This window comes from Streptomyces sp. NBC_01717 (assembly GCF_036248255.1).
Lineage (GTDB): Bacteria > Actinomycetota > Actinomycetes > Streptomycetales > Streptomycetaceae > Streptomyces.
This window is the reverse complement of sequence record NZ_CP109178.1, coordinates 174,484-199,885: the sequence shown is the minus strand read 5'-3', so window position 1 is coordinate 199,885 and position 25,402 is coordinate 174,484. Positions and strand designations below refer to the sequence as shown.

At 68.0% G+C, this 25,402-nt stretch carries 15 protein-coding genes and 2 pseudogenes; 13 read left to right on the top strand and 4 right to left on the bottom strand.

The annotated features are described in order from the left end of the window. The first annotated feature begins 2 nt into the window (after nt 1–2). The 6 genes and pseudogenes from OHB49_RS00915 to msrB all read left to right on the top strand — a co-directional run bounded on the left by OHB49_RS00915 (nt 3) and on the right by msrB (nt 5,214). Nucleotides 3–1,199: an epoxide hydrolase family protein gene (locus OHB49_RS00915; protein ID WP_329157072.1), complete on the top strand. Its 1,197-nt coding sequence runs from the start codon at nt 3–5 to the stop codon at nt 1,197–1,199. 677 nt (nt 1,200–1,876) lie between these two features. Next, nucleotides 1,877–2,386: a peptide-methionine (S)-S-oxide reductase MsrA gene (gene msrA / locus OHB49_RS00910; protein ID WP_443079628.1), complete on the top strand. Its 510-nt coding sequence runs from the start codon at nt 1,877–1,879 to the stop codon at nt 2,384–2,386. A gap of 847 nt (nt 2,387–3,233) precedes the next feature. Continuing rightward, nucleotides 3,234–3,287, top strand: a pseudogene (locus OHB49_RS00905) (hypothetical protein); the annotation flags it as partial. A 31-nt stretch (nt 3,288–3,318) separates the two neighbouring features. Then, a pseudogene (locus OHB49_RS00900) lies at nt 3,319–3,447 on the top strand (Bax inhibitor-1/YccA family membrane protein); the annotation flags it as partial. Nucleotides 3,448–3,731: 284 nt separating this feature from the next. Next, entirely contained in the window at nt 3,732–4,709 is a 978-nt protein-coding gene (locus OHB49_RS00895; protein WP_329157071.1) for an alpha/beta hydrolase, read from the top strand. 97 nt (nt 4,710–4,806) lie between these two features. After that, entirely contained in the window at nt 4,807–5,214 is a 408-nt protein-coding gene (gene msrB / locus OHB49_RS00890; protein ID WP_329157069.1) for a peptide-methionine (R)-S-oxide reductase MsrB, read from the top strand. Nucleotides 5,215–5,258: 44 nt separating this feature from the next. Here msrB and OHB49_RS00885 read toward each other — a convergent pair whose 3' ends face one another. Further along, nucleotides 5,259–5,576 (bottom strand): hypothetical protein, encoded by a 318-nt coding sequence (locus tag OHB49_RS00885; protein WP_329157068.1) that lies wholly within the window; start codon nt 5,574–5,576, stop codon nt 5,259–5,261. A 153-nt stretch (nt 5,577–5,729) separates the two neighbouring features. Here OHB49_RS00885 and OHB49_RS00880 point away from each other — a divergent pair, with 153 nt between their 5' ends. From OHB49_RS00880 to OHB49_RS00855, 6 genes are all read left to right on the top strand, one after another. Beyond that, entirely contained in the window at nt 5,730–6,728 is a 999-nt protein-coding gene (locus OHB49_RS00880; protein WP_329157067.1) for a winged helix-turn-helix domain-containing protein, read from the top strand. A 145-nt stretch (nt 6,729–6,873) separates the two neighbouring features. After that, complete coding sequence (locus OHB49_RS00875) at nt 6,874–7,605, top strand: hypothetical protein (RefSeq protein ID WP_329157066.1); 732 nt, start codon at nt 6,874–6,876, stop codon at nt 7,603–7,605. A 388-nt stretch (nt 7,606–7,993) separates the two neighbouring features. Next, nucleotides 7,994–8,746 (top strand): type 1 glutamine amidotransferase, encoded by a 753-nt coding sequence (locus tag OHB49_RS00870; RefSeq protein WP_329157064.1) that lies wholly within the window; start codon nt 7,994–7,996, stop codon nt 8,744–8,746. A gap of 677 nt (nt 8,747–9,423) precedes the next feature. Beyond that, nucleotides 9,424–10,413, top strand: coding sequence for a hypothetical protein (locus OHB49_RS00865; RefSeq protein WP_329157062.1), 990 nt, complete (start codon nt 9,424–9,426; stop codon nt 10,411–10,413). A gap of 164 nt (nt 10,414–10,577) precedes the next feature. Then, the gene (locus tag OHB49_RS00860) at nt 10,578–13,472 is read left to right on the top strand and encodes a helix-turn-helix transcriptional regulator (protein ID WP_329157060.1); all 2,895 of its coding nucleotides are present in this window, start codon (nt 10,578–10,580) and stop codon (nt 13,470–13,472) included. 306 nt (nt 13,473–13,778) lie between these two features. Then, nucleotides 13,779–17,927, top strand: a complete 4,149-nt coding sequence (locus OHB49_RS00855; RefSeq protein WP_329157058.1) for a carboxypeptidase regulatory-like domain-containing protein — start codon at nt 13,779–13,781, stop codon at nt 17,925–17,927. Between the two features lie 359 nt (nt 17,928–18,286). Here the strand turns inward: OHB49_RS00855 and OHB49_RS00850 are convergent, their stop codons facing one another. From OHB49_RS00850 to OHB49_RS00840, 3 genes are all read right to left on the bottom strand, one after another. Beyond that, a complete protein-coding gene (locus OHB49_RS00850) occupies nt 18,287–20,614 on the bottom strand; it encodes an ATP-binding SpoIIE family protein phosphatase (protein ID WP_329157056.1) in 2,328 nt (775 codons plus the stop codon). Nucleotides 20,615–21,252: 638 nt separating this feature from the next. Continuing rightward, complete coding sequence (locus tag OHB49_RS00845) at nt 21,253–22,683, bottom strand: dihydrolipoyl dehydrogenase family protein (protein ID WP_329157055.1); 1,431 nt, start codon at nt 22,681–22,683, stop codon at nt 21,253–21,255. A gap of 288 nt (nt 22,684–22,971) precedes the next feature. Beyond that, nucleotides 22,972–23,442, bottom strand: coding sequence for a VOC family protein (locus tag OHB49_RS00840; RefSeq protein WP_329157052.1), 471 nt, complete (start codon nt 23,440–23,442; stop codon nt 22,972–22,974). Between the two features lie 982 nt (nt 23,443–24,424). Between OHB49_RS00840 and OHB49_RS00835 the strand changes: the two genes are divergently transcribed. Further along, the gene (locus tag OHB49_RS00835) at nt 24,425–24,895 is read left to right on the top strand and encodes a MarR family winged helix-turn-helix transcriptional regulator (protein WP_329157050.1); all 471 of its coding nucleotides are present in this window, start codon (nt 24,425–24,427) and stop codon (nt 24,893–24,895) included. Nucleotides 24,896–25,402 lie beyond the last annotated feature (507 nt).

Sequence of the window (25,402 nt, the reverse complement as noted above, 5' to 3'; positions counted from 1 at the left end):
CCATGTCTGTTACCTCTGACCAGCATGCGATCCGTCCGTTCACGTTCGAGTTCCCCGAGGCGGACCTCAAGGACCTGCGGGCGCGCATCGAGGCCACGCGTTTCCCCGAGAAGGAGACCGTCGGCGACCAGTCCCAGGGCACCCAGCTCGCCACGATGCAGAAGCTGGCGCGGTACTGGGCGAAGGAGTACGACTGGCGCAAGGTCGAGGCGAAGCTGAACTCCTACCCGCAGTTCATCACCGAGATCGACGGTCTGGACATCCACTTCATCCACGTCCGTTCCAAGCACGAGAACGCGCTGCCGGTGATCGTCACGCACGGCTGGCCGGGCTCGGTCGTCGAGCAGCTGAAGATCATCGAGCCGCTCACGAACCCGACGGCCCACGGCGGTGACGCCTCGGACGCCTTCCATGTGGTGATCCCGTCGATGCCCGGCTACGGCTTCTCCGGCAAGCCCACCGCGAAGGGCTGGGACCCCGAGCGGATCGCCCGTGCGTGGGGCGAGCTGATGAAGCGCCTGGGTTACACCAAGTACGTCGCGCAGGGCGGCGACTGGGGTGCGATCGTCACGGACTTCATGGGCGTGCAGGAGCCCGTGGGCCTGGTCGGCATCCACAGCAACATGGCCGGTGTCACCCCGCCCGCCATCGAGCGCGCCCTCATCGCCGGCAACCCGCTGCCGTCCGGCGTCGTCCTCAGCGACGAGGAGAAGCAGACGGTGGAGCAGCTGGACTTCATGTACCGGCACGCTTACTACGCGTACATGATGGGCTCGCGCCCGCAGTCGCTGACGGCCCTGGCGGACTCCCCGGTGGGCCTGGCGGCCTTCATGCTCGACCACGACAAGGCCAGCCTGGAGCTGATCACCCGCTCCTTCAACGGCGTGAGCGAGGGCTTGACCCGCGACGATGTCCTGGACAACATCACCCTGTTCTGGCTGACGAACACCGCGGTCTCCGCGGCGCGCCTGTACGGGGAGAACACGTCTCTGTTCTTCGGCGTCAAGGGCGTCAAGCTGCCGACCGCCGTGAGCGTCTTCCCGGATGAGCTGTACCAGGCCCCCAAGAGCTGGACGAAGGAAGCCTACCCGAACCTCGTGCACTACAACCGGCTCCCCAAGGGCGGTCACTTTGCCGCCTGGGAGCAGCCGGAGCTCTTCGTGAACGAGGTCCGCACCGGCTTCCGCTCCATGCGCTGACGGCCGCCCTCCGCATGCCCGAGGCCGTAGCAAGGCGGGGCGGCTCGACACCGAGCCGTCCCGCCGCCCCGGGGCACGCGGCCGCACAGAGCGTCCCGTCCACGGGCGCCCCAAGCCGCCTACACATGAACACTCGGATACTGGGCCGACCCTATCCGGCCCCCTCAAACGGCGGGTCCCGCAACACCCCCGGCTGCGGTCCCATGTCTCAGGGCGTGAGACCGCAGCGCGGGACCGGCTTTCCCATGCACTCGTCACCTTTCGTACGTACAGATGAGACACCCAAGAAGAGGCTGGCAAGGCGTGCCGCCTGCGACAAATACACCTGAACAAACCGATCGCCGTTGTCCGTGCGACGCCCGAACGACATCCGGCAGGCTCTGTGAAGCACCTCGGACGCTTGACACGGTCCGCTGCGACGGGTGGCCGCAACCCTCCTTGATGTGGTCATGGGTGCAGACGGCGGTGACGTGGGGGTACGGGCCAGCAGTCTGGGCCTTCGTGCCGGGCTGTCCGCCGCCGAAATACTGCCGGCAGCAGACCGCAGGAGTACGAACCGGCCAGACGCGTGGGTTGCCCGGAAGTACCTCAGCCCAGACGTTTCCGCCCCGTCGCCCTGGACGGGCACCGACCTGTATGCGTGTGTTCCTGAACATGGAAGAAGGATGAACAAAGTTATGAGCGAACTTGAGAGAGCATGGCTCGCGGGCGGCTGCTTCTGGGGCATGCAGGATCTGCTCCGGACGCTCCCCGGTGTCGTGGATACCCGGGTGGGATACAGCGGCGGCGACATGCCCCGTCCGACCTATGGCAACCACGGAAACCACGCAGAGTCGATCGAGATCACCTTCGACCCTGCCGTCACCGACTACCGCACCATCCTGGAGTACTTCTTCCAGATCCACGACCCAACGACGAAGAACCGGCAGGGGAACGACTTCGGCGCCAGCTATCGCTCCGTCATCTTCTACCTCGACGGCGAGCAGCGGCGCGTCGCGCAGGACACCATCGCCGATGTCGAGGCGTCTGGCCTGTGGCCGGGAAGTGTCGTGACTGAAGTTGTGCCGGCCGACGCATTCTGGGAAGCCGAGCCGGAGCATCAGGACTATCTGACGCGCTATCCGGCCGGGTACACCTGCCACTTTCCGCGACCGAACTGGCAGCTGCCGAAACGGGCCGACGCCTGATCCTGCCGCTTCGTCGGCCAGGGGCAAAATGTCAGCACCGCGGCGCGTTCGAGGCGGGCGTCCGCACAAAGGGATTGCCTGGGTGGCAGGTCCGCCCGCGTCCAGCCGACGTGGCTGTTCCTCCCCGACGCATGGGCGAGCGCATCCATGGACAAGACGGTCCCACCAGGTTGGAGGGCTGGTTCCCCACCGCAGCCTGACCTCGGGCGCTGTGCGGGCTGTTCACGACCGTCCTCCTCTTGCACCGCGGTGCAAGACCATCACCTCCCGGTGTTGCACGATCGGACAACATCCGGGCGCGGATTCCGCCTTCATGGGGACCGGAACCTTCCTGGCGCCGTTCCTGCCCGAGCCGCCGCTAGGTTGGGCGGAAGGCGGCGATGACGGCGTCGAGTTCGAAGTTGTCTCGTGCCGCGGCGAAGGTCAGGAGCGCGCACTGTCCCAGGCATGCCCCATGGCCTTACCCAGAAGAAGACAGGTCCCCCAACGCCCCTCCTCGTTGACGGGCGACTGACGCTGTCGGCACCCACGTCATAGGGCACGGATGAAAGCCGTTCTGGGCATCCCGCAGTGCCGGTACTCGGATCCCAGATCCCTGTCGAAACCAGGGATGCGACCACAGAGGAATGAGTGAATTACAGAGCAGCAATCCCGTCTTCTCGCAACGGGTGTTCAACCGCAGCAACAGGGCTTCAACGAACAGAAGCCGAAGCCGCACACCGATGACTCCGCCGCGATCGTCAACCCCTACGCGCAGGACACGCCCAGCCCCACTCAGACAGCACAGAACGCGGGCACTCCGCCTGACACCCAGCTCGCTGCTGCGCAGCAGGTATCCGGCAGTGCGATGACTATCGACGACGTCGTGGCCCGGACAGCAATGACACTGGGCATGGTCGTGTTCTCCGCCGTCCTTGCGTGGGTGTTGCTGCCTGTCGATGAGTGCGCCACGCGAGGAGTCCTGGCTGGCGGCCTTCGGCCTCACATTGACCCTGGTGTGGATCTACCTCGAGGCGCTGCAACTGCTCCTGCTCCTGAACGGCGGCGACGAGCGCACCTGAGAGGCCGTTGTCGATCATTCACGGTGAGCGCCGATCCCGACAGGACTCCAGGGCGATGATCGCCTGGCCGGCGGGCGTTCTGAAGGCTCTCCGCCACGTCGGCTGTCACACACGCGCGAACGCGCCCACAGTCACATGATCGATGCACAGACGCTCTTGGGAAAGTTGAATTGCACGCAGCCCCGCGCTACACGGTTTCGGCCAGCCCTTGACAATCAACGGGCGTTTACCTGCGGTGATCTCCGTGCCCTGCGCGCGGTACCCTCACCAGCCAAGGAATTATGATGCCTGACTACGTCCCACCCCAGAGGGAACCGGTTCTGGAGCCGGCCGCTCGCGAACTCGCCGAGGCGACCGCGCCACCACCGTTCCCGTTCGATCCAGCACCCGTGCAGGGCCGCACCGCGCTGGAGAAAGCGCAGTCCGCAGCGCACGACAAGCCGGAGATGGACGACCGCTGGGTCGCGCTCTCCGGCGGACCGAAGGGCAGCGTCGCGGTGCGCATCCTGCGCCCCAAGGGAGTCACCGGCACACTGCCCGCCACCTTGTACATCCACGGCCCTGGCTGGGCCTTCGGCAATGCCGACACACACGGGCGGCTGGTGCGTGAGCTAGCACTGGGCGCGCGAACCGCACTGGTCTTCCCCGAATACACACCGGCCCCCGTAGCGGGCTACCCCTTCGCGCTGGAGGAGTGCTACGCGGTGGCCCGATGGCTGACGAGCCAGGGCGCCGAACACGGCATCGACCCCGAACGGCTGGCCGTCGTCGGCGACTCAGCAGGCGGCAACATAGCCGCGGCCCTGACACTGCTGGCCAAGGAACGCGGGGACGTCTCATTCATCCAGCAGGTGCTGTTCTACCCCATCACCAACGCGAGCTTCGATACCCGCTCCCATCACCAGTCCGTCGAGACCCACCCCCTGCGCCGCGACGCCATGCAACGGTTCTGGGACCAGTACACGACCGACGAGACGCAACGCGCCGAGATCACCGCCAGTCCGCTGCGGGCAACCGAGGAGCAGCTCTCCGGCCTGCCCCCGGCGCTCGTCATCACCGCGGAGGCCGACGTCCTGCGGGACGAAGGTGAGGCGTACGCGGCGAAGCTCCGCGCTGCGGGAGTGTCGGTCACCGCGACCCGGTACGGCGGGACCACACACGACTTCGTCATGCTCAACGCACTGGCGTCCGCGCACGCAGCCCGCGCAGCAACTGCCCAGGTCATCGCCACGCTCAGGCAAGCTTTTGGCACGGACGTCTGACCGCGGGCACGGGAGCGATGTGCGACCGTCCCGATGGCCGGGCCTGGACCGTTCCCCCCACCCTTCCCCGTTAACATCTGTTGTGAGGTTGAGCTTCATGTCGTACGAAATTGAAAAGCCGGACGAGCGGTGGCGCGCCGAGCTGCTCCCTGCCGAATACCAGGTCCTGCGCCGCGCTGCCACGGAGATGCCATTCACAGGCGAGTACACCGACATCAAGACGAGAGGCGTCTACTCCTGCCGTGCCTGTGGTGCCGAACTCTTCACCTCAGAAGCAAAGTTCGACTCCGGCTGTGGCTGGCCCTCCTTCTTCGACCCGAAGGACGCAGCCGCAGTCGAACTGGCCGAAGACCGGTCGTACGGCGAGGTACAAACCGAGGTCCGCTGCGCCCGCTGCGGATCGCATCTCGGGCACGTATTCGAGGGTGAGGGCTTTCCCACCCCGACCGATCAGCGCTACTGCATCAACAGCATCTCACTGCGTCTGAGGCCCGACGAGGGCTGACATGGCCTGGCGCCTTCCGACCGACGAGCCCGGAATGGGGTGGGTCACATCGGTAAGCCCCTTGCCCGCACACGCTGCGGCTCCTGCCTGACTACGAGCAGGTCGTAACGGTCGAGATCTTTGTGCAGCGACAGTTGTCGCGCGTGGCAGAGTTCGGCTGCCTGGACACCGGTGCCACCGGTACCAATGGCGCCCTCGTCCCAGACATGCGGCGCGCCGATCTGGGCTGTGCTGTCCGCAAGGGCCGCCTTGACCTTGCAGTCCAGCCAGATCTCGTGGATGCCGCCGGGCAGAGGCGGTGCGCCGGTGGTCTTCCGGTCGCTCAGCACCGCGATCGCGGGGCCCAGGGCCATCGCGCCCATTCTTCGTCACACCGTGCCGCCGCATGCATCTGTTTGCGCCATTTAGCATGTCGGCTGGCTGGTGGGCCCAGCGTCGCCCTTGATCGCTACGATCTCGACCTGGTTCGGCCTGATCTGAAGAACGACATTCCGGAAGGATCACCCCAGGCTGTCATGGTCTACCGCATACATTTCACGGTTCAGGATCTGGCCCGGACACGTGTGGCCGAGGCGCCGATGCCACTGCACGAGCTGGAACTTGCCGCGCGAGCCCTGCAGAGCCGCGGCCAGCCGGCTCGTCTCGATGTCTGGCGGCACCGTGCTCGCGCACAGCTGTCTGCCCAGGCTCGTGTGGCCCTGGCTCTCATGCCTGCTGTGGGATATTCGCCTGGCTTCCTCAGCCCTGCCAAAGTGGGCGCTATTGAAGATCTTTTGGAGCAGGTACGCAGCACACCTCGCGAACGTGTAAGGACGAGTCTGCTGGAGACAGCAGATCGTCATCCCTCGCTGCCCGGGTGGGCTCGCCGTCTTGCGGATGATGCATCTTTGCTTGCCGAGCTCTGCACGGGGCTCAGCGATCTCCACACATGTCTGCTTGCTCCGTACTGGGCCCAGATCACCGAACTCCTGGCGGTCGACCGGACTCTGCGCGTGCAGCAATGGCTCACCGGCGGTGTCGAGCAGCTGCTGACCCAGGCCAACCCGCAATGGATGCAGTGGAACTCGCCGGTTCTGGAAGTGCGCATGGTTGGCGGAGCCGACCGGGACCTTTACCTGGACGGGGAAGGCTTCCTGCTCATCCCGTCGATGTTCTGCACGCGTGCCATCGTCACCGACGGCCGGCCCGTCTCCGTGAGCTACCCCGCCTGTCCGGACCAGCGCCCCCGTGAGCTCACCGCCCTTGCTTCCGCGTCTGGCCAAGTGGGCTCCTCCGGTACGTCGATGCTTCTGGGCCGCACGCGCACTGTGGTGCTCGCCACCATCGCGGAATACCAGGGCTGTTCCACCAAGGAACTGGCCGCTCGCGCAGGTATCGCACCGGCGAGCGCAAGCGAACACGCAACCGTTCTTCGCGAAGCCGGGCTGATCCGCTCCCTCCGCCACCGAAACTCCATGCTTCACAGCCTCACCCCGCTCGGCCTGGTACTCCTCAACGCCTCGGAGGGAGGCTGAGGAGCCGCGTCGGTGGCTGGTGCTGTGACCACATGGGTTCACCCTGTCCGCGCTTCGCCTTCCCGGCTCTGCAGGGGTGGGTCGATCATCATGCCGAAGGCGGCTGGCGTGACCGAGGGGGAGCAGGATGATTTCTGAGCTGGAGATGGCGGGGGAGTTCGGTGCGGTTGAAACCCGTGAGGTGATGGGCGACCCCGACCGGGAGCCCGTTGGAGGACGTCGGCTGCGAAGGCCGTGGCTGTGGGCGCTGGGAGGGGCGGTCATCGCGTCGGCGCTCTGGGCGGCAGCCCTGTCTCTGTATGGATGGGGCGATCGGGAGCCGGACATGCGCGGGTACCAGCTGGACCAAGACCCTTGCCCATCTCTGCAGCTGAAGTCGATCGGCGCGGCGATCGCACCGAGAGAGCCCACCGCCATGGTCGATTCAGGACTGTTGAGGCATGCCGCCCTCGACCAGACCCAGTGCCTGATATCCCTTCGGTCCCGGACCAAGGCGGAACGGCCCGGGAACGGCTGGTCCATCGACTACACCGTCGGAATCACGGTGGCACTGCACAAGAAGACCGACCCCGGCGACGAATTCGAGGCGCAGCGACGGGTGACTGACCTTGGCGTTGTTCCTGAAGAATTGGTGAAGACGGTTCCGGACCTGGGCGACAAGGTGTATCTGGTGACCCGGGATGCTGGCAATTTGGAGTTGCGGGTGCTGGAGGGCGGAGCAGTCCTCTCGCTGAATCTCTCCGCCTCCACGCAATACCAGAGCGCCGACGACGAAAAGGACGTGGTCGGTGATGGGCCGGACATCCCTGACCTGTCCCCGTACCAGCCGGCCATGATCAGCGACATGCGTGACCTGATGTCAAGCCTCAAGCACTGAGCTCGAGATTCAACCTCTGCGAACATCGACCGGCGTTCACCTGGCCCGGCGAACGTACGTGGTCCCCGCGCCACTCACGCGAAGTGTTCGATTTGCGCGAACTCACCTGACGCCTCCAGGTGTTCGGCGAGCATGCCTGGCGCCCATGCCAGGGCCTCGTCGTGCGCGCCGCAGCAGGGGCGGACCTGCTCGTCTGCACGGTTTTACGCCAGGCGGTCTCCAGTTCGACTGCCCCTGGTGCCGCCGTCCCGAGTCCCTGAGATGGGCGGTGGAGAGTCGAGGCATGGCGTGCGATGTGCACTGGCTGCGTCTGTTCCGGTCCGGGTGACCTGCCACATTTAGGATGGGTTCATCCCCGATTCCCCGTTCCTGCGAGGAGATCGCCACCATGCCCGCGCGCACTGTCCTCGTCCTGCAGCACATCGAGGTCGAAAAGCCCGGACTGATCCTGGACGCATTGGACGGCAGCGGTCTCGACATCGACATCCGGAACCTGGTCGACAGGCGGGACGTCTCAGCGAGCGATCTGCCGCGTGTATCCGACCTGGCGGGCCTGGTCGTGATGGGTGGTCCCATGAACGCTGATGACCTGGCAGGTCATCCGGCCCTGAAGTTGGAGCGGGGGCTCCTGGCCGACGCGCTGCGGTCCGGGACCCCGACACTGGGCGTGTGCCTGGGAGCCCAGCTCCTCGCCCGTGCCCAGGGCCTGGCTGTGCGGACAGGTGCCGAGCTCGGCCACCCGCGTGAGATCGGCTGGTCCCCGCTGTACGGGGTGGACCGTGACGATCCGGTCGTTGGCCCGCTGGCCGATGCCCCCGCTGTGCTCCACTGGCACGGCGACCGCATCGTGCCCGCTCCCGGCACTCGCGTCCTGGCCCGCACCGACACCACCCGGTGCCAGGCATTCCGGGCCGGGCCGGCTGCCTGGGGCCTCCAGTTCCACCTGGAGGTCACTCCCAGCCTTCTGGACGACTGGCTCACCGAAACGTCCTTCGCCACCGAGGCCAGGGACACCCTCGGCCCCGACGCCGTGGCCCGGCTGTCAGCTGACGCCCGTGCTGCCGCCCCGGCCCTACGCCCGCTGGCCGAGCGGAGCCTGACCCACCTGCGGAACCTCTTCGTGGAACGCGCCAACCTCTAGACCGTCGCTGTGAGGTCCTGGGCGTAGTGCTCGCTGCAGGGTTGGCCCGCGCCTGTGGGCATCTCTTGAAGATCAGATCGTGGGATCCGAGGAGGAGGTGTCTTCCAGGTGGGTGCTGCCCGTACCCGGCCGCCCCAGGACTGCCTGAGTCCTTCGTCGGGGCGGCGGTTGCGGGGAGTCGTCCGCCGACCGCGCCGGTGCCGCTCGCAGACTCGCGCAAACGCCTCCACTCGGCGGTGGGTTCCCGTCCTTCGCGTGAAGGCCACGCTGGGTACAAGGAGTTGCGAATCCCCGCGTGACATGGACGGTCAGGCGCCTGTCCGGAATACGCGAGGCCCTCAGCGGACCCTGACAGTCTGGGGTGATCCTTCCTAAAAGGTCGTCCTTCGGTCCAGGCCGAATCAGGTCGAGATCGTAGCGTTCGCAGGTGAGGGTGATCGCACAGTCAGCAGGAGTCGACGGCGCACGGGTACCTGAGCGGCCACGAGTTGGCCATGCAGTCACATGACCGATGCAACCCTGGGCCCGGGTGCGTGATCGACGCATGCACCCCCAGGTGGTGGCAAAGGGCACCGGGCAACGTATGTGCTCTTGCGTTTCACCTCACCCGAGGGGTCTCCTTGCGCAGCGTTCCCATTTCCCGGCCAGGGCCGATCGCGTTTGCCGTGGTCGCCGCTGTGACGATAGGGGTCATCCCGGCCACCGCCGCGGTACCGGCGGACACCGGGCCCATGCCGTTCGTCGGCGCCGTTGACCAGCCGGCAGGAAGCGGCGGCACGCATAGCGTCACCCTGATCACCGGTGACAAGGTCACGATCGGCACCGCCGCCGACGGCACCACCGTCCGGTCCTTCGAAAGCCCGAATGGAACCACCATCGGTTTCCACCGCTCAGTCATCGACGGCTCGACGTATGTCTACCCCGACGCCGCCCTGCCCTACGTCAGCGCGGGCAAGCTCGACAAGCAGCTGTTCAACATGACGCAGCTGATCGCTGACGGCTACGACGACGCGAACACCGCCGCTTTGCCGCTCATCGTCCGCTACACCGACGCCGCCGCCACGTTGCGTACCCGGCCGAAGGTGGCCGGCTCGACCGTCGCCCGCCGGCTGGACAGCATCCAGGGCGCGGCGGTCGCGGAGAGCCGCGAGCAGGCGCCGAGGTTCTGGTCCGCGCTCACCGACTGTTCCGGCGCGGCGGCGGCCCGATCGGCGAACCCGGCCTTCGCGGGTGGTATCGCCAAGGTCTGGCTCGACGGCAAGGTGAAGGCCGACCTGGCCGACTCGACCGCCCAGATCGGCGCGCAGCAGGTCTGGGCCCAGGGGAACACCGGCAAGGGCGTCAAGGTCGCAGTGCTCGACACCGGTGGGCTCGACTACGCCGTGGACACCGACAAGGTCGGCCGGGCGGACCGGCAGGCCCAGCTGACGGTGACCGCCTCCCACTTGTCCGGCACGACAGCTGCCATCGGCAAGCCCTCGCTCGAGGTCTCATACGACGGCGGGGCGACCTGGCAGGGGGCCGAGCTGAGCCACAGGGGTGACGGATGGCGGACGGCCCTGCACGCGCCGAAGTCCGCGCGCTTCGTCACGCTCCGGGTCACCGCCAAGGCCAGTGCCGGCAACAGCGTCTCGCAGACAATCACCCGGGCCTTCGGCCTGCGCTGACGTCACCTGACGTAACAACCCTGCCGGGCGGGGCCGCAGTCGGCGGCCCGGCCCGGAACGACTTCTGTGGACCAGCTGCACGCCAGGAGCCCCGCACACCGGGACAGCCCGTCGAGCTGCTGACCAGCCACCTGCCGACCCCTTGGAAGCGTTACTTGAGATCCGTGACCACACCGGCGACAGCCCCCGTATGCCGCCGCCCCCGTTTTGTCGGGCGCGACGCGGAACTGAGGCGTGTGACGGACGCGTTGCGGCGACTGCCCGCACTTGTGCTGGTGGAGGGCGAGGCGGGCATCGGTAAGAGCCGCTTGGTGCAGGAGGCCTTGGCAGCGGTCGTCACCGGAGGTCCGCGCACGCTGGTGGCGGTGTGCCCGCCGTTCCGCGAGGCACTGACCCTCGGCCCGATCGTTGACGCCGCCCGGCAGGCCGCACCGAGTGGCGCCGATGTGGCGGACCTCGGACTGTCGGCGCTGGCCGGTACGCTGCGGCCGCTGTTCCCGGAATGGGCGGACGGCCTGCCCTCCGCGCCAGAGCCACTGGCCGATGCCGGCGCCGCCCGGCACCGGCTGATCCGGGCCTTCACCGAACTCCTGGACCGTCTCGGAATCGACGTCCTGGTCGTCGAGGACGTGCACTGGGCGGACGAGGCGACGCTGGAGTTCCTGCTGTTCCTGGCCTCCCGGCAGCCGTTCCCGCTCACTTTGGTGATGACTTGCCGTCCCGAGGAGGTGGCCGCCGACTCCCTGCTGCTGCGGCTGTCCTCCCGGGTACCGACGGGTGCGGGGATCAGTCACGCACGTGTCGGCCTGACCGGACTCGCGGTGTCGGACACCGCGGAGCTCGTGTCGTCGATGCTGGACGACGAACACGTCTCCACCGAGTTCGCCACATTCCTGCACGACCGTACCGAGGGCGTGCCGCTCGCGCTGGAGGAGTGCGTCCGGCTGCTGCGGGACCGGGCCGACCTGGTCCGGCGGGACGGCGAATGGATGCGGCGCACCCTCGACGAGATCGCCGTGCCGCCGACGATCCGGGACGCGGTCACCGAGCGGGTGGCCCGGCTCGGGGCCGACGCCCGGCGGGTGCTGCTGGCGGCTGCGGTCCTGAGCGACCCGGCGGACGAGACAACGCTGGGGACGGTCAGTGGGCTGACCGGGGTGGGGAGCGGCCAGGATGCGGACCTCGAGGGCAGGACGGGCCGTCCGGCAGATTCCGCCATCGCGCCGGCCGGGGGGTCCGCCGCCACCGTGGTCGAATCAGCTGTCTCCGCGGCGGTACGCAGTGGCCTGCTGGTCGAGGACGGATCCGGTTCGGGCCGTATCGCTTTCCGGCATACGCTCGCCGCCCGGACGGTGTACGACCGGGCTGCGGCGTCCGAACGGCGCGCCGCCCACAGCCGCGCCGCCGCGCTGCTGGAGACCGCCAGGCCCCGGCCCGTCGGCCGGCTCGCCCATCACTTCCGGCAGGCCGGCGAGATCGCGCGGTGGTGCGAGTATGCCGAGCAGGCAGCGGACATCGCCCTCGCGTCCGGTGACCACGTCACCGCCCTCGCTTTTCTGCACGAATTGATCGACGAACCGGGGCTGCCCGCGGAAGCGGTCGCCCCATTGGTGCGGAAGATGCCGTTCCAGGCGTTCACCGGCTACACCCGGCGTGCGGACGTCCTGGCCACGTTGCGCGCCGTCCTCGAAACGGACCGGCTCAGCGCGCGCGACCGCGCCGAAGTGCGCGGTCAGCTCGCTCAGATCCTCATCCAACTCGGTGAGTACGCGGCTGCGGCAGCCGAGTTGGAGCCGGCGATACCCGACCTCGTCGACGGGACGTACGCCGGCGCCTGGGCGATGACCGCGCTCGGATATCCGGTGCTGAGCGGAACATGGCCGGTCAAGACCCATCTGGGCTGGTTGGAGCGGGCTCGGCAGTTCACTGCCGGTGCGGCGCTCTCCCCGCATGAGCGGCTGTCCTTGCTGGTCAACCGGACGACCGCACTGCTCGAACTCGGTGAGGAGTCGGGCTGGGTGCTCGCCGACGAACTGGGCGACGACGAGTCGACACCGCAGCTGGCGCTTCAGCGCGGCCGCGCCGAACTGAACATCGGCGATGCGGCGATCCGGTGGGGACGGTACTCGGAGGCCCGGCGGCGGCTGACGAGCGCCGTCGACGTCGCGGGGCGGCACGCGTACCAGTTGCTCGCGGACCTGGCAGGGGTGACGCTCCTCCACCTCGACTACCTGACCGGCACGTGGCAGGGACTTGCCGAGCGGGCCGGACAGTGGTCGGACGTGGCCGAAGAGCCTTTGTGCCGGCTGCAGGCCCTGCTGGTGGTGGCTCAGGTGAAACTGGCGACGGCGGGCGCGGATGAGGAGGTCGAAGGTCTTCTGCGGACGGTGCGGGAGGAGGGCCAACGTCGCGGTGCCATCGGCCTGTGGCTGGAGCCCGCCGCGGCGCAGGCACGGCTCAGGCTTGCCGCGGGTGACACCGAGGAGGCACTCGCCCTGACCGAGGACCCCATCCGTCTGGTCATGCGCAAGAGCATCTGGTTCTGGGCGACAGACGTCGCACCCGTGCGAGTGGCTGCGCTGACGGCGGCCGGGCGGCATGCGGAGGCCGAGCGCCTCGTGATCGCGTTCGACGACGGGCTGAGTGGGCGGTGCACACCCGCTGCACATGCGGGACTCCAGGAGTGCCGGGCGGCGCTCGCCGAGGGCCGGGGAGAGTTCGACGCAGCAGCGCGGGCCTGGGGCAACGCGGCCCAGGCGTGGTCGCAGCTGCCGAGGCCGTACGCAGCGGCACGGGCGCAGGAGGGCGTCGAGCGCTGCACGCTTGCCGCGCGGGGCGGCAGACGCGGCGGACGGCGCGGATACGGGAACCAGCTGTCGCCACGGGAGCTGGAAGTGGTACGGCTCATGCTGCAGGGCCTGACGAACCGACAGATAGCCGCCGAGCTGTCGAGGTCACCCAGCACCGTCACGGCGCAGTTGAAGTCGGCCATGCGCAAATACGGGGTGACGTCCAGAACAGCGCTGGCCGTGCACGTGACGCAGGCGGGGAGCGTCTGATCGGCGCGGACTTGTTCCTGCACGCCCACGCATTCTTTAGCCCATTTGGCCAATCGCTCACACCCGCTTGCCGAACTCATACTCGCAGCCGGACTTGCATTTGTCCGGGACACAGCAACTGAGGGTTGTTCATGAGTGACGGCAAAGACATGAGTTCGTGTGAGCGCGAGCTTCACGACGATCGCGACGAACCGGAGGGCGCAGACGCAGAGGGTGCCGACCTCGATGAGCCCTCCGGCTACGAACCGCTCTGACTCCGCCCCACCCCGACTGAAGGATTGTCTGTTCATGATAAGACGTGGGCGCTTGCGCGCTCCTGTTTCATTCCTCATAGCCGCCTGCCTAAGCCTGTTCGCCGCGGCGCAGGCTCCCGCCATCGCAGCCGATCCGGCAGCTGGGGCCAAGAAACCCACCGCCGCCGTCCCGGCACAGGTGGCACGGCAGGCAGAAAAGGACGCTGCTGCGGCGCGGCAGGACAATAAGCCCTCGCCGGCGAAAATCGCCGGCCTGGTTCACCACTACGCGCCCGCAGACTGCAACACCCCGACGCCGAAGAAGCACACCGCGAGCTGCCAGGCGCTGGTGCGCACGACATCCGACCAGCGCGTCGTGGTCAGAGCGGCCGGGCCGCCGTCCACCGCCCTGACTCCCACGGACATCCAGTCCGCCTACCACCTGCCGGCCACCGGCCAGGGCCAGACCGTCGCGATCGTGGACGCCTATGGCTACGCCGACGCGGAGGCCGATCTCAGCAAGTACCGCGAACAGTTCGGACTGCCCGCCTGCACCACGGAGAACGGGTGTTTCCGCAAGGCCGACCAGCGAGGCGGCGTCAACTACCCGCCGGACAACATTGGTTGGTCGCTGGAGACCGCTCTCGACGTCGACGCGGTCTCATCGGCCTGCCCCGCCTGCCACATCCTGCTGGTCCAGGCGGACAGCGCGAGCGTGGCCGACCTGGGTGCCGCTGTCAAAACCGCGGTGAAGCTCGGCGCCAAGTTCGTGTCCAACTCCTACGGTCTGGCGGACGCCAAGGCGTCCGACCTGAGCGGGGCCGACTACGACCATCCCGGTGTGGTGGTCACCGCATCTTCCGGCGACACCGGCAACGAGGTCATCTGGCCGTCCTCCAACCCGAACGTCGTCGCCACCGGCGGTACGCTGCTGACCCGTGCCCCCGGCACCACGCGCGGCTGGACGGAAAGCGCCTGGTCCGGCGCCGGCAGTGGCTGCTCCACGTTCGAGCCGCAGCCGGACTACCAGAGCGGATCTGCGACGAACTGTCCGCGCAGAGCCACCGCAGACATCTCTGCGGTCGCCGACCCGCAAAGCGGTCTGGCGGTGTACAACTCGCTCAACGACGGCTGGCTCCAGGTGGGCGGTACGAGCCTGTCCTCGCCGCTGATCGCCGCGATGTACGCACTGGCGGGAACCCCGGCCGCGGACACGTACCCGGTGACCTACCCCTACGCTCACCAGAGCAAGGGTCTCTTCGACATCACCGAGGGCGTCAACGGCGCCTGCGGCGACGTGCTGTGCGAGGCCGGTCCCGGCTGGGACGGGCCCACCGGACTCGGCGCACCGGACGGCGTCTCCGCCCTCGTCCCGGCTCCGTCCGGGGTCGTACACGGCCGGGTGACGGACCGGACGACCGGTACGCCGCTCGCAGGGGCGACCGTCACGCTGACGGACAAGGCCGACCAGTTCCTGTCTCACGCCAAGACGGACAGCACAGGCGCCTACCGTGTCACCGTCCCAGCCGGCACCTACGACGTGTCGGCGTCGCTCTTCGGTTACGGGACCGGCACCCGTAGCGGCATCGCCGTGACCGCCGACCACACCGCCACCGCGGACATGGCGCTGACGAAGACACCGAACCACAAGGTGACAGGCAAGGTGACCGACGGGTCCGGGCACGGCTGGCCGCTCTACGCCAAGATCACCATTGACGGCTACCCGCACGGGGCGGTGTACACCGACCCGAAGACGGGCGCCTACTCGGTGGACCTGCCCGAACAGGCCGACTACACGATGCACCTCACGCCGGTCTATCCCGGATACAGGTCGTCCGACTCCACGATCAAGATCGGTACGGGCGAAGTACAGCACAACATCTCCGTAGCCGCGGACCTCGAGCAGTGCACCGCGCCCGGATTCGCGTACCCCGCACAAGCCGACTTCGAGGGCTGGACCACGGAGCCGAAGTACGGTTGGACCGTCACCAACAAGGACCCCTCCGCACTCGGCTGGCAGTTCGACGGGTCGTGGAACCTCATCGGCGACGCGGGCTTCGCCGTCGCCAACCCCTACGGCACCGGCGGCAAGGCGCAGGACACGGCTCTGATCTCGCCGCCGTTCGACCTGACCGGGCAGAAGAATGCCGACCTGCGGTTCAATGCACTGTCCTTGCTGCCGGCGGGGTCCGAGGCGGACGTGTCCGTCACCACCGACGGCGGCGCAACCTGGATGCGGGTATACCAGGGCGAGGACAATTTCTTCGGACACGTCGAGGTCCCGCTCACCAAGGCCCTGGGCCACCGCAATGTCCAGGTCCGCTTCCACTTCAGCGGCGACGGCCAGTCGATGTTCGAGATGTCCGGTGTGTCGGTCGGCCAGTGCCGGACACTCGGCGGCGGGCTGATCCAGGGCAGCATCAGCGACGCCAACACCCATCAGCCGTTCAACGGCGCCACCGTCAAGGACACTTCCGCCCGCGCCGTGGACATGTATGCCACCGCGGTCAGCACCGCCACCCCGAACGACCCCACCCTGCCTGACGGCTTCTACTGGCTGTACAGCTCGAAGGCTGGGCAGAACACGCTCACCACGACCGCTCCGCGGTACGTGACGGCCAAGGCGACCGTCACCGCCTCCGACACGGTGCACACCTACCACCCCGCGCTGCAGGCCGGACGGTTGAAGGTCGCGCCCGGAAAGATGTCGCTGAACACCGCGCTGGGCGGCAAGGTGAGCCAGGACATCACGCTCACCAACACCGGCAACGCGCCGCTCAAGCTCACGGTGGCCGAGCAGAACGCCACCACGTCTGAAGCCGCCACGAAGCCGGCCGCGGCAGACGGGTCGTGGCAAACGCTGCCCGACCACCCCGAGCCGGTCAGGGGCAGCATCGTCGGTACGTACCAGGGCAGGACGTACTCAGTCGGCGGAATGGACAAGATGTTGGGAGGACACGCACTCGGGCACGGTTACGCATACGATCCGGCTGCCCAGTCCTGGTCGCGGATCGCTGACTTGCCGCAGCCGCGGAACTCCGCCACCGGCGCGTTCGTGAACGGCACACTGTACGTGGCCGGCGGTTTCGGCTACGACGCGAGCGGGACCATCGGGTGGACCTCCACCACCTACGCGTACCACCCGAACAGCGACAGCTGGTCACGGGTGGCGGATCTCCCGCAGGTACTGGCTGGTGCCGCCGTCGCGGTACTTGACGGCAAGCTGTACGTGATAGGAGGAGTCGCGGCCGACGGGTCCTCGAGTTCGACCGTTTACCGCTACGACCCGGCTCGTAACGCCTGGAGCCGGATCGCCGACTATCCGGTCGCCGTGAACGCCGGCGGATGCGGCGGGATCGACGGCGGCATCGTGTGCGCGGGCGGCCTGAACGAGTCCAACGGGCTCGCCACTCCCATGGCGAACACGTACATCTACCGCCCGAAGAGCGACACCTGGGCGCGAACCACCGACATGCCGCACACCCAGCTCTACGGGACGTACAGCTCCGCCAACGGTCAGCTCCAGGTCGTCGGGGGCGTGGACTACCCTCCGTTCGGCGTGGCGGCGACGACCCACCGCGCCATGCAGTACGACCCGGTGGCCAATGTCTGGACCGACCTGCCCAGCGCGCCCGAAGCGGTCGCCGATGCCGGGCGTGGTACCGGCTGCGGGCTTTCCCAGATCGGCGGGACGGCTGATGCGTTCGGGATATCCACCACCACCGGCGCAGCGATGCTGACCGGGTTCGACCAGTGCGGCGGCGACGACGTCAGCTGGCTGTCGCAGAACAAGACGACCGTGACACTGAAGCCCGGTCACTCCACTCGGGTCCGGGTCTTTGCTGACGCCAAGGCCCTCACGGCACCGGGCGACTACGCGGCCACCCTGTCCATGATCACCGACACGCCGTACGTGTACCAACCCGTCCCGGTCACTCTGAAGGCGACCGCCCCTGCCTCCTGGGGGGAGATCTCCGGCAAGGTCACCGACGCGGCAACCGGCAAGATCCTCCCAGGAGCGACGGTTGCCCTGTCACATGCGGGCAAGCATCTCATCACGGTCACGGCCGACAGCCGTGGCGTGTACGACGTGTGGCTGAAGCTCACCTCGCGCAAGATCACCGTCACCGTCACTGATGACGGTTACGGCAAGCGCAGTAAGAAGGTGAGTGTGAAGCGCGGCAGCCTGACGAAGGCAGACTTCGCCCTGCCGAGGAGCTGACCGACGTCCCGGCGTTGCGATACGCCGACCACTGCGTACCGAAACGCCGACGCACACACGGGATGCCCCCGCTGGAGACCTCCGGCGGGGGCATCCGGCACGCGCATCGAACCTTGGCGAGCGCGCCGCCGGCTTCCGGGTGGTGCCGGGGCATTCAGTGCTGGTCGGCGGCCCGTCGCCCTGCCAGAGCCGGCTCATCCGTGTGACCATCACCCGAGTTACCGAGAGGCCCTGCTTTCAGGCGCGTACAGCTGGAAGATCACCCGACCAGAACCCTCGTTGGGATCCGTTGTTCCAAGATCGGTTGAGATACGGGTTCTCGATACAACTTGTCGCGCGGCAGGCCCCGCCTGACGTCTTCACCGTGGACGTCCGGCACCGTTTCGGCGCTCCGTTGACACGCCTGTCGGTTGCTCGGCCCAGACGGTCTTTCCCTGGGATCGGTAGTGGGTGCCCCACTGGTCCGCGAGGCTTGCGATGATGAACAGTCCTCGGCCGGTCTCGTCGATGGTGCGGGCATGTTTCACCTGCGGAGCGCTGGTCGCGGTGTCGCTGACCTCGCAGGTCAGCATTTGCTCGAAGATCAGGCGTAGTTGCAGGGGCGGAGTGCCGTAGCGGACCGCGTTGCCGACGAGTTCGCTGACGATGAGTTCGGTGGTGTACGCCGTCTCCTCGTCCACCCCCCAGGCCTCCAGCTGGTGGCGGGCCGCCGCGCGGGCGATCGGTGCGGCCTCGGGGCCCGCAGGCAGCGAGAGGGTCAGTACCCGGTCTTTGGGCAGCGCCTTCGTGCGGGCGAGCAGCATCAGTGCCTCGCCGGTCCGGTTGCCGTCTGCGAGTGTGTGTGCGATGTCGTCGCACAGGTCCGGCAGGGGCCTTGTGCCGACGGCGTCCAGGAGCGGGCGCAGTGGACCGGACGGCGCCAGGACCTGGTCCGCGAGCGCGGCCGTGCCCATCGCCAGAGTGCTTCCTTCGCGGAGGCTGACGGTCGTCGCGGGGAATGGGGCGTTGCCTGTTTCGGCGAGTGGGGGACCTGGAGGGACGGACAGACCGGCCGAGGTGCCGTCGGGGAATACCACGACCGGCTCCGGGAGGCCGGCGCGGGCGATGGTGCAGGTGAGTTCGACCGGGTCGTAGATCGCGATGACGCAGCCGGCGGCGAGGGGCTCTCGGCTCAGGGGATCCGTGGGAGGCAGCATTGCGCGCGCGGCAGCGAGACTGGCTGCGGTGTCGCTGAGGCGGGCCAGCAGTTCGTCGGGCTGCATGTCCAGGGCGGCGAGTGTACGGACGGCCGTCCGCAGGAGTCCCATCGTGATGGCCGCGGCGATGCCTCGCCCTGCCACGTCGCCGACGATCAGCGCGGTCCGTGCGCCGGGGAGCGCGATCGCGTCGAACCATGCGCCGCCGCCCTCCGCAGCGGGAAGGTGGAGGTGGGAGATCTCCACGGTGGCATGTGCGGCCGGTGGTTGAGGAAGAAGCCGACGCTGAACGGTTCGCGCGATAATCCATTCACGCATGAACTGACGGGCGTTGTCGATGCAGAGCGAAGCATGGGCACACACTGCGGACGCCACCGCGACGTCTCCCTCTTCAAAGGGGTCTTGTTGCTGGTGGCGGTAGAAGCTGACCACGCCCAGAGCATGGCCGCGCAACGCCAGCGGCGCCACGATCAGGGAGTGTGCACCGGATCGCCTGATGACTTCGGCTCGGGCCGGGTCGGCGGCCGGCCACGAGCTGTCCTCATCGATCGATACCAGGCGCGGCCGAAGGTCGGACAGGACGTCCGAGAAGGGGGTGCCGACCGGCAGACGGCGCACGACTCCGACCGGGTGACCCGCGATTCGGCCTTCGAAGGCAGCTCGGCGCAGTGGAACGTCCCGGTCGACGGGCACCGGCGGGGGCTCGTCTCCGCGGATGACGTCTTCGATCACTTCGACGTCGGCGATGCCGGCGAAGGCAGGCACCACCGCCTCCACCAGCTCCTGACAGACACTGCCCACGTTCAGTCGGTGCCCCACTCGTGTGCGGACTGTGTCCAGGAGCGCCAGGCGATTCTGTGTGTTCTCCCGCTCGGTGACGTCAACCGCGGATGTCACCAGTCCGACCACATCGTCGTGGGAGTCCTCCAGGCGGAAGTAGGAGAGGGAGTGAATACGGCGCGTCGGTCGGTCCGGTGCCTTGATGCGCCGGGCGAGCCGGTTCATCACCGGTTCTCCGCTCTCCAGGACTCCCTGCGCCACGGCCGCTTCTGCCTCGGGGTCTTCGAGTTCATACGCCTCGGTGAAATGCTTGCCCAGCAGGTGTCCCACCGGTGCGTCATGCAGCCCGCCGGTAGCGGTGCTCGTGCGGACCACACACAGCTGATTGTCGAGGACGTGCAGTACCACCGGGGAATGGGTGAACACGGCCTTCAAGATCGCCACATCCTGCCCCGACATGGCGTCCCCTGCCGAGAGCACATGCCACATCACGGAAGTACCTCGCAGCACCGGCTTGACCAGCACCGAGGCCGTCTCCGAGAACCCTTCCCGCTGCCGTTCACCGTCAGCGGCGGCCTCACTCATGAGCGTGGCCACGGACCTGCCGACGGCCTCCTCGGCGGACCACCCGAACAGCTCCTCAGCCGGACGTCCCCACTCGACCACCCGGCCACCGTCATCGATGAGTACGAGCACGTCACCGCTGGGCATTCGGAAACACCTCCGCCGCCATCCCTGCCCACCCCGTGCCGACGACAGGCCCGCTCATCCGGCAGCTACACCGATTGGCTCAGCCCCCTTCCCACCAGAGCCGTCCACAGCTCTTCGTCACGGCTGGTCCCCACCATCGTGCGGTCGTGGCGGGGACAGCAGCCGTGCTGGCTTGGGGGAGAGGGGGCGCAGTGCCTCTGCCGGGCTCGGTGCGAGCGCGGCCAGATCTCCATCGCCTTCCGCACGTAGCGGTAGACCGTCGCGCTTCCGACGCTGAACCACGCGTAGACGGTCTCGGGCGCATCGGCGCGAGCCGCTGGCTGCGACGCAGATTGACGAACACCCGCCACTCCTCCAGGCCCACTGCCCGGCGGGCGCCTGCGTCGCTGAACTGCCACACCTACCTGTCCTGTGCGCCGGTGCCATGGAGTGGCAATAGTTTTGTGATCTTCGATCGTGATCAAGTGGTCCTCAACCCGGGCCAGTTGTGGCGCACCCGCGCTCAAGCGCAGGCGGGCGATATCTGCCGGAGGGCTTTCCGGCTGGGCTCGCCGGCGTTGGGGGAAACAACGGCCGTGCGGCGAACCGCCGGAAAGCTACGCCAACGGTCAGGCCCGGGTGTCCCGCAGTGGCTGCCTTCAGCGTCGGTGGGTCTCCAGCAGCCGCAGCCAGATTTCGCCGAGGGTGGGGAAGGCGGGGACGGCGTGCCAGAGCCGGTCGAGGGGTACCTCGCCGGCGACCGCGATGGTGGCCGAGTGCACCAGTTCCCCGACGCCGGGGCCGGCGAAGGTGACGCCCACGACGGTGTTGCGGTCGGTGTCGATGAGCATGCGGGCCCGGCCGCGGTAGTCCTCGCCGTACTGGTGGGCGCCGGCGACGTGGGCGAGGTCGTAGTCGACGACCTCGATGCGGCGCCCGCTCTGCTCGGCCTCGCGGCTGGTCAGGCCGACGGAGGCGACCTCGGGGGTGGTGAAGACGACCTGGGGGACGGCCGCGTGGTCGGCAGTGGCGACATGCGCGCCCCAGGGGGCGTCGTCGATGGGCTCGCCCTTGGCGCGGGCGCCGATGACCGCGCCCGCGATCCGGGCCTGGTACTTGCCCTGGTGGGTCATCAGGGCGCGGTGGTTGACGTCGCCGACGGCGTAGAACCAGCCGTCGGCGACGTCGGTCACTTGGAAGGTGTCGTCCACCTTCAGCCAGTCGCCCGGCGTGAGACCTATCGTCTCCAGCCCCAGGTCCCAGGTGTTCGGAGCGCGGCCGGTGGCAAGCAGGATCTCGTCCGCCGCCAGATGCCCGCCGTCGGCCAGGGTGATCTGGACATCGCCGTCCTCGCGCGCCAGGGAGGTCACGGAGGTCCCGAACCGGATGTCGACGCCGGCTTCCCGCAGGCCGTCGGTCACCAGCTCTCCGGCGAACGGCTCCATCCGCTGCAGCAACGCGTCCTCGAGAACCAGCATGGTCACCTGAGAGCCGAGCGCCTGCCAGGCGGTGGCCATCTCGACGGCCACCACACCGCCGCCGACCACGGCCAGACGTCCGGGGACCTTGTAGGCACTGGTCGCCTCACGGCTGGTCCAGGGGCGGACGGTGTCCAGGCCGGGGATGGGGGGCAGGGCCGCGCTGGTTCCGGTGGAGACGGCAACGGCGTGCCGAGCCGTGAGGGCGACGGTCTCACCGTCGGGAGTCTGCACACTCACCCTGCGGGGGCCGGTGAGGCGGCCGTGGCCGCGGATCAGATCGACGGAGACCGAGTTCAGCCAGTCGACCTGGTCCTCGTCCTTCCAGTACGAGGACATCTTGTCGCGGTGCGCGAGGACCGCCTCGACGTCCAGCGGCCCGGCGACCGCCTGACTCAGCCCGGGCACTCGGCGCGCGTCGGCGCGCGCCACCACCGGGCGCAGCAGCGCCTTGCTGGGGTCGCAGGCCCAGAACGAGCACTCCCCGCCGATCAGTTCACGCTCTACGATCACGGTGCTCAGGCCGGCGGCGCGGGCGCGTTCGGCCACGTTCTCACCGACCGGGCCTGCGCCGATGACGATCACATCGTAGGTGCGGGTGGTCTCGTTCATTGCTGCTCCGTTCATCACTGCTTCTGCAACTCGGTCGGATATTCCGGCGGCCCGGTACCTGGCCGCACGCTGTTCCCCTGCTTTCACCGGGGAGATCCGCAGGGCGGTGCTCGGTTGATGCGGTTGCGTGGTATCCGGACCGCTGGTGCCGGGCGCGCCTTTGCGCCTGGCGGGTCGGTGCCGGGGGCCGGATGTCTGGCTCTGCGGGTGCTGTGGCCAGGGGCTGAAGGGGGTAGCCGCGGTCTGGGTTGGCCATGACCGTTGCACCGTTGGGTGGTTGATGTGGTGTCAGCGGCCGGGAGCGCGCTGCGTCACTTCCTGGAGCACCCAGCCGTTGCCGTCCGGGTCGCTGAAGGTGAGGTAGGAGCCGTAAGAGGCGCGATCGGGGTGCGCGCCGGCCAGGCGCTCCTGGCCTGCGCGCTGGTGGACGACACCTCCGGCGCCGTGGCCGTGGAACAGCCCTCCGGCGTCGTGGAACACCTCCGTCACCTCGATACCGCGGCCGGTGAGCTCGGCGTGGGCCTCTTCGATGTCGGTGACGATGAGGTACAGGCCCTGGAGCGAGCCGGGGGCACTGGGGGTCATTCCCTCTCCGAAGATGATCGAGCTCTCGGAGCCGGGCGGCGTGAAGTGGACCACCCGGAAGTCGTCACTGGGCGTGTAGTCGACGTCCAGGCGGAATCCCACCGCCTCATAGAAGGCCTTGGCCCGATCGACGTCGGAGACGGGCAGCACGATCATTTCGAGTTTCAGTTCCATGGGGATGTCCTTGCTTCTTGGCGTCGGTGAATTTCACGCATCTGTGCGTCACCGGTTCAACAGGTGGTGGGATGGCGATGGGGTGGCTCATCCTGCGACTCAACCTGCCAAGAAACCTATCCGGCACTTAACTCGTGCGCAAGTAAAACTTGGGCACTGAAAGTGTGGCAAAGGGAACAAGTGACGGGGCTGGGCCCCGGCCTCCGGGGCCGTGTGGCGGCCCCGGACCGATCCCGGGGCTTGGGTGAGGCTCTTGCTGCGCAGGCCCGGTGCGCCACGGGCAGTCGCCGCACGGAGCCGGTGCGTGTGGGGCCTATGCGGAAGCTTCTGCGAGGCCGTCATCCTTGTGGCTTGAGCCCGGCGACGCTGACGCGGCGTCCGGGGCTTCACGGGTGGCCGGAACGTGTCGCGGAGCAGCGCACGGGTGACGCTTTGGACGGCCCGGGCCGGGCTCGCGGTAGCGCTCCAGGGAGCCCGCTTCTTGCGCGGTCCACGGTTTCGACGGGGGGCGTACTGTCTCGCCCGCATTGCTGATCGGTGTGTCGAGCCCGCCTGTTGTGGCGACGGCGTCTTCGGTCGAGCTGGTCCATACGGTGGGGGCCAAGGACTGCTCACTGTCACTCTCGGTGATCCCTGGCTGCTCCTTGGGGTCGGCCGACCGTGGGGCCGATGGGGTGCTGGGGGTGGCCCCGAGGGGCGATGGGCACCCTGAGGGTCGCCGCGGAGCGGCGGATGGGCGCGGCTTTCCTCTGCGCGCAAAGCCCCGGTTGGATTGCTCCGGCGATCGAGTATGCGGGTGCGGACCTGATGTGCCAGCGGCGGCGTCGCGCGGGTGGCTGTCGGGTGTATGTGATGGCGGTGTGGTGTGTCCGGGGTGTCGCCGCCGGGCGGTCCTATTAAGTGTGCGCAATCTAATGTTGAGCATGTAAGTTTTGGGGTATAGTAACTACGCGTGAAAGGTTTGCGCGGAGGAGGAGTTGTGATGAGCAAGATCGAGACGGGTGCCGGACAGGGTGACGCCGCCGAGGTCAGCCTGCTCCTCGAGGACCAGATGTGCTTCGCCCTCTACGCAGCTCAGCGCGCGGTGACCAGTCGCTACCGCCCGCTGCTGGAGGAGCTCAACCTGACCTATCCCCAGTACCTGGTGATGCTGGTGCTGTGGGAGCACGGCGCCCTCCCTATCAAGACCCTGGGCACGCTTTTGCAGCTCGACTACGGCACGTTGACCCCGCTGCTCAAGCGCCTGCAGGCTCACGGGTTCATCCGGCGCGAGCGCCAGGCGAGCGACGAGCGCTCGGTGCAGATCACCCTCACCGAGCAGGGGACTGAGCTCCGCGAGCGCGCTCGCGCCGTCCCCGCCGCCATGGGGGAGGCTGTCTGCATGAGCCCTCAGGAGATCGCGGATGCCAAGTCTTTCCTCGAGCGTCTGACAGCCAACCTCTCCGAAGCCTGACTCGGCTGCTGCTCCGTCGCTGATCCGCTGGGAACGGTTTCCCGGACAGATCGCCGCCCCGTGCATGCTCGAGCATCCGCCGCATCCGCCGCATCCGCCGCATCCGCCACCTGCGCTTCGCGCTCCGGCATCAGCCGGGATCGTGAGGTTCGGCGTAGCTGCCACTGGAGTAGCCGGGCTATGTGTCTCACTGGGCGCTGGGCACGTTTGCTCAGCTCAAGGGCAGTTTCCAAGACCGTGGTGACGCTGCCCCGAACCCCGCCGTGATAGCAAACCGCATCACTCAGTCTCAGCTTTCCCATGCCTCCGCCTCCTGCACCCCGCCCGGCCTGTGCTCTGGCGCGATGGGTACTACAGGTGGATGCTCTGAGGTTCGGCCAGGTACATCCTGCTCTCGAGCTCGGTGTGGTTGAAGAGGATGACGTCGCGGTGGCATCTGCCGCGTGTCCACGCGCTGCGCTCTGCGACAACGCCCATCAGTACATGCGCGAGTGGATTATCGCGCGA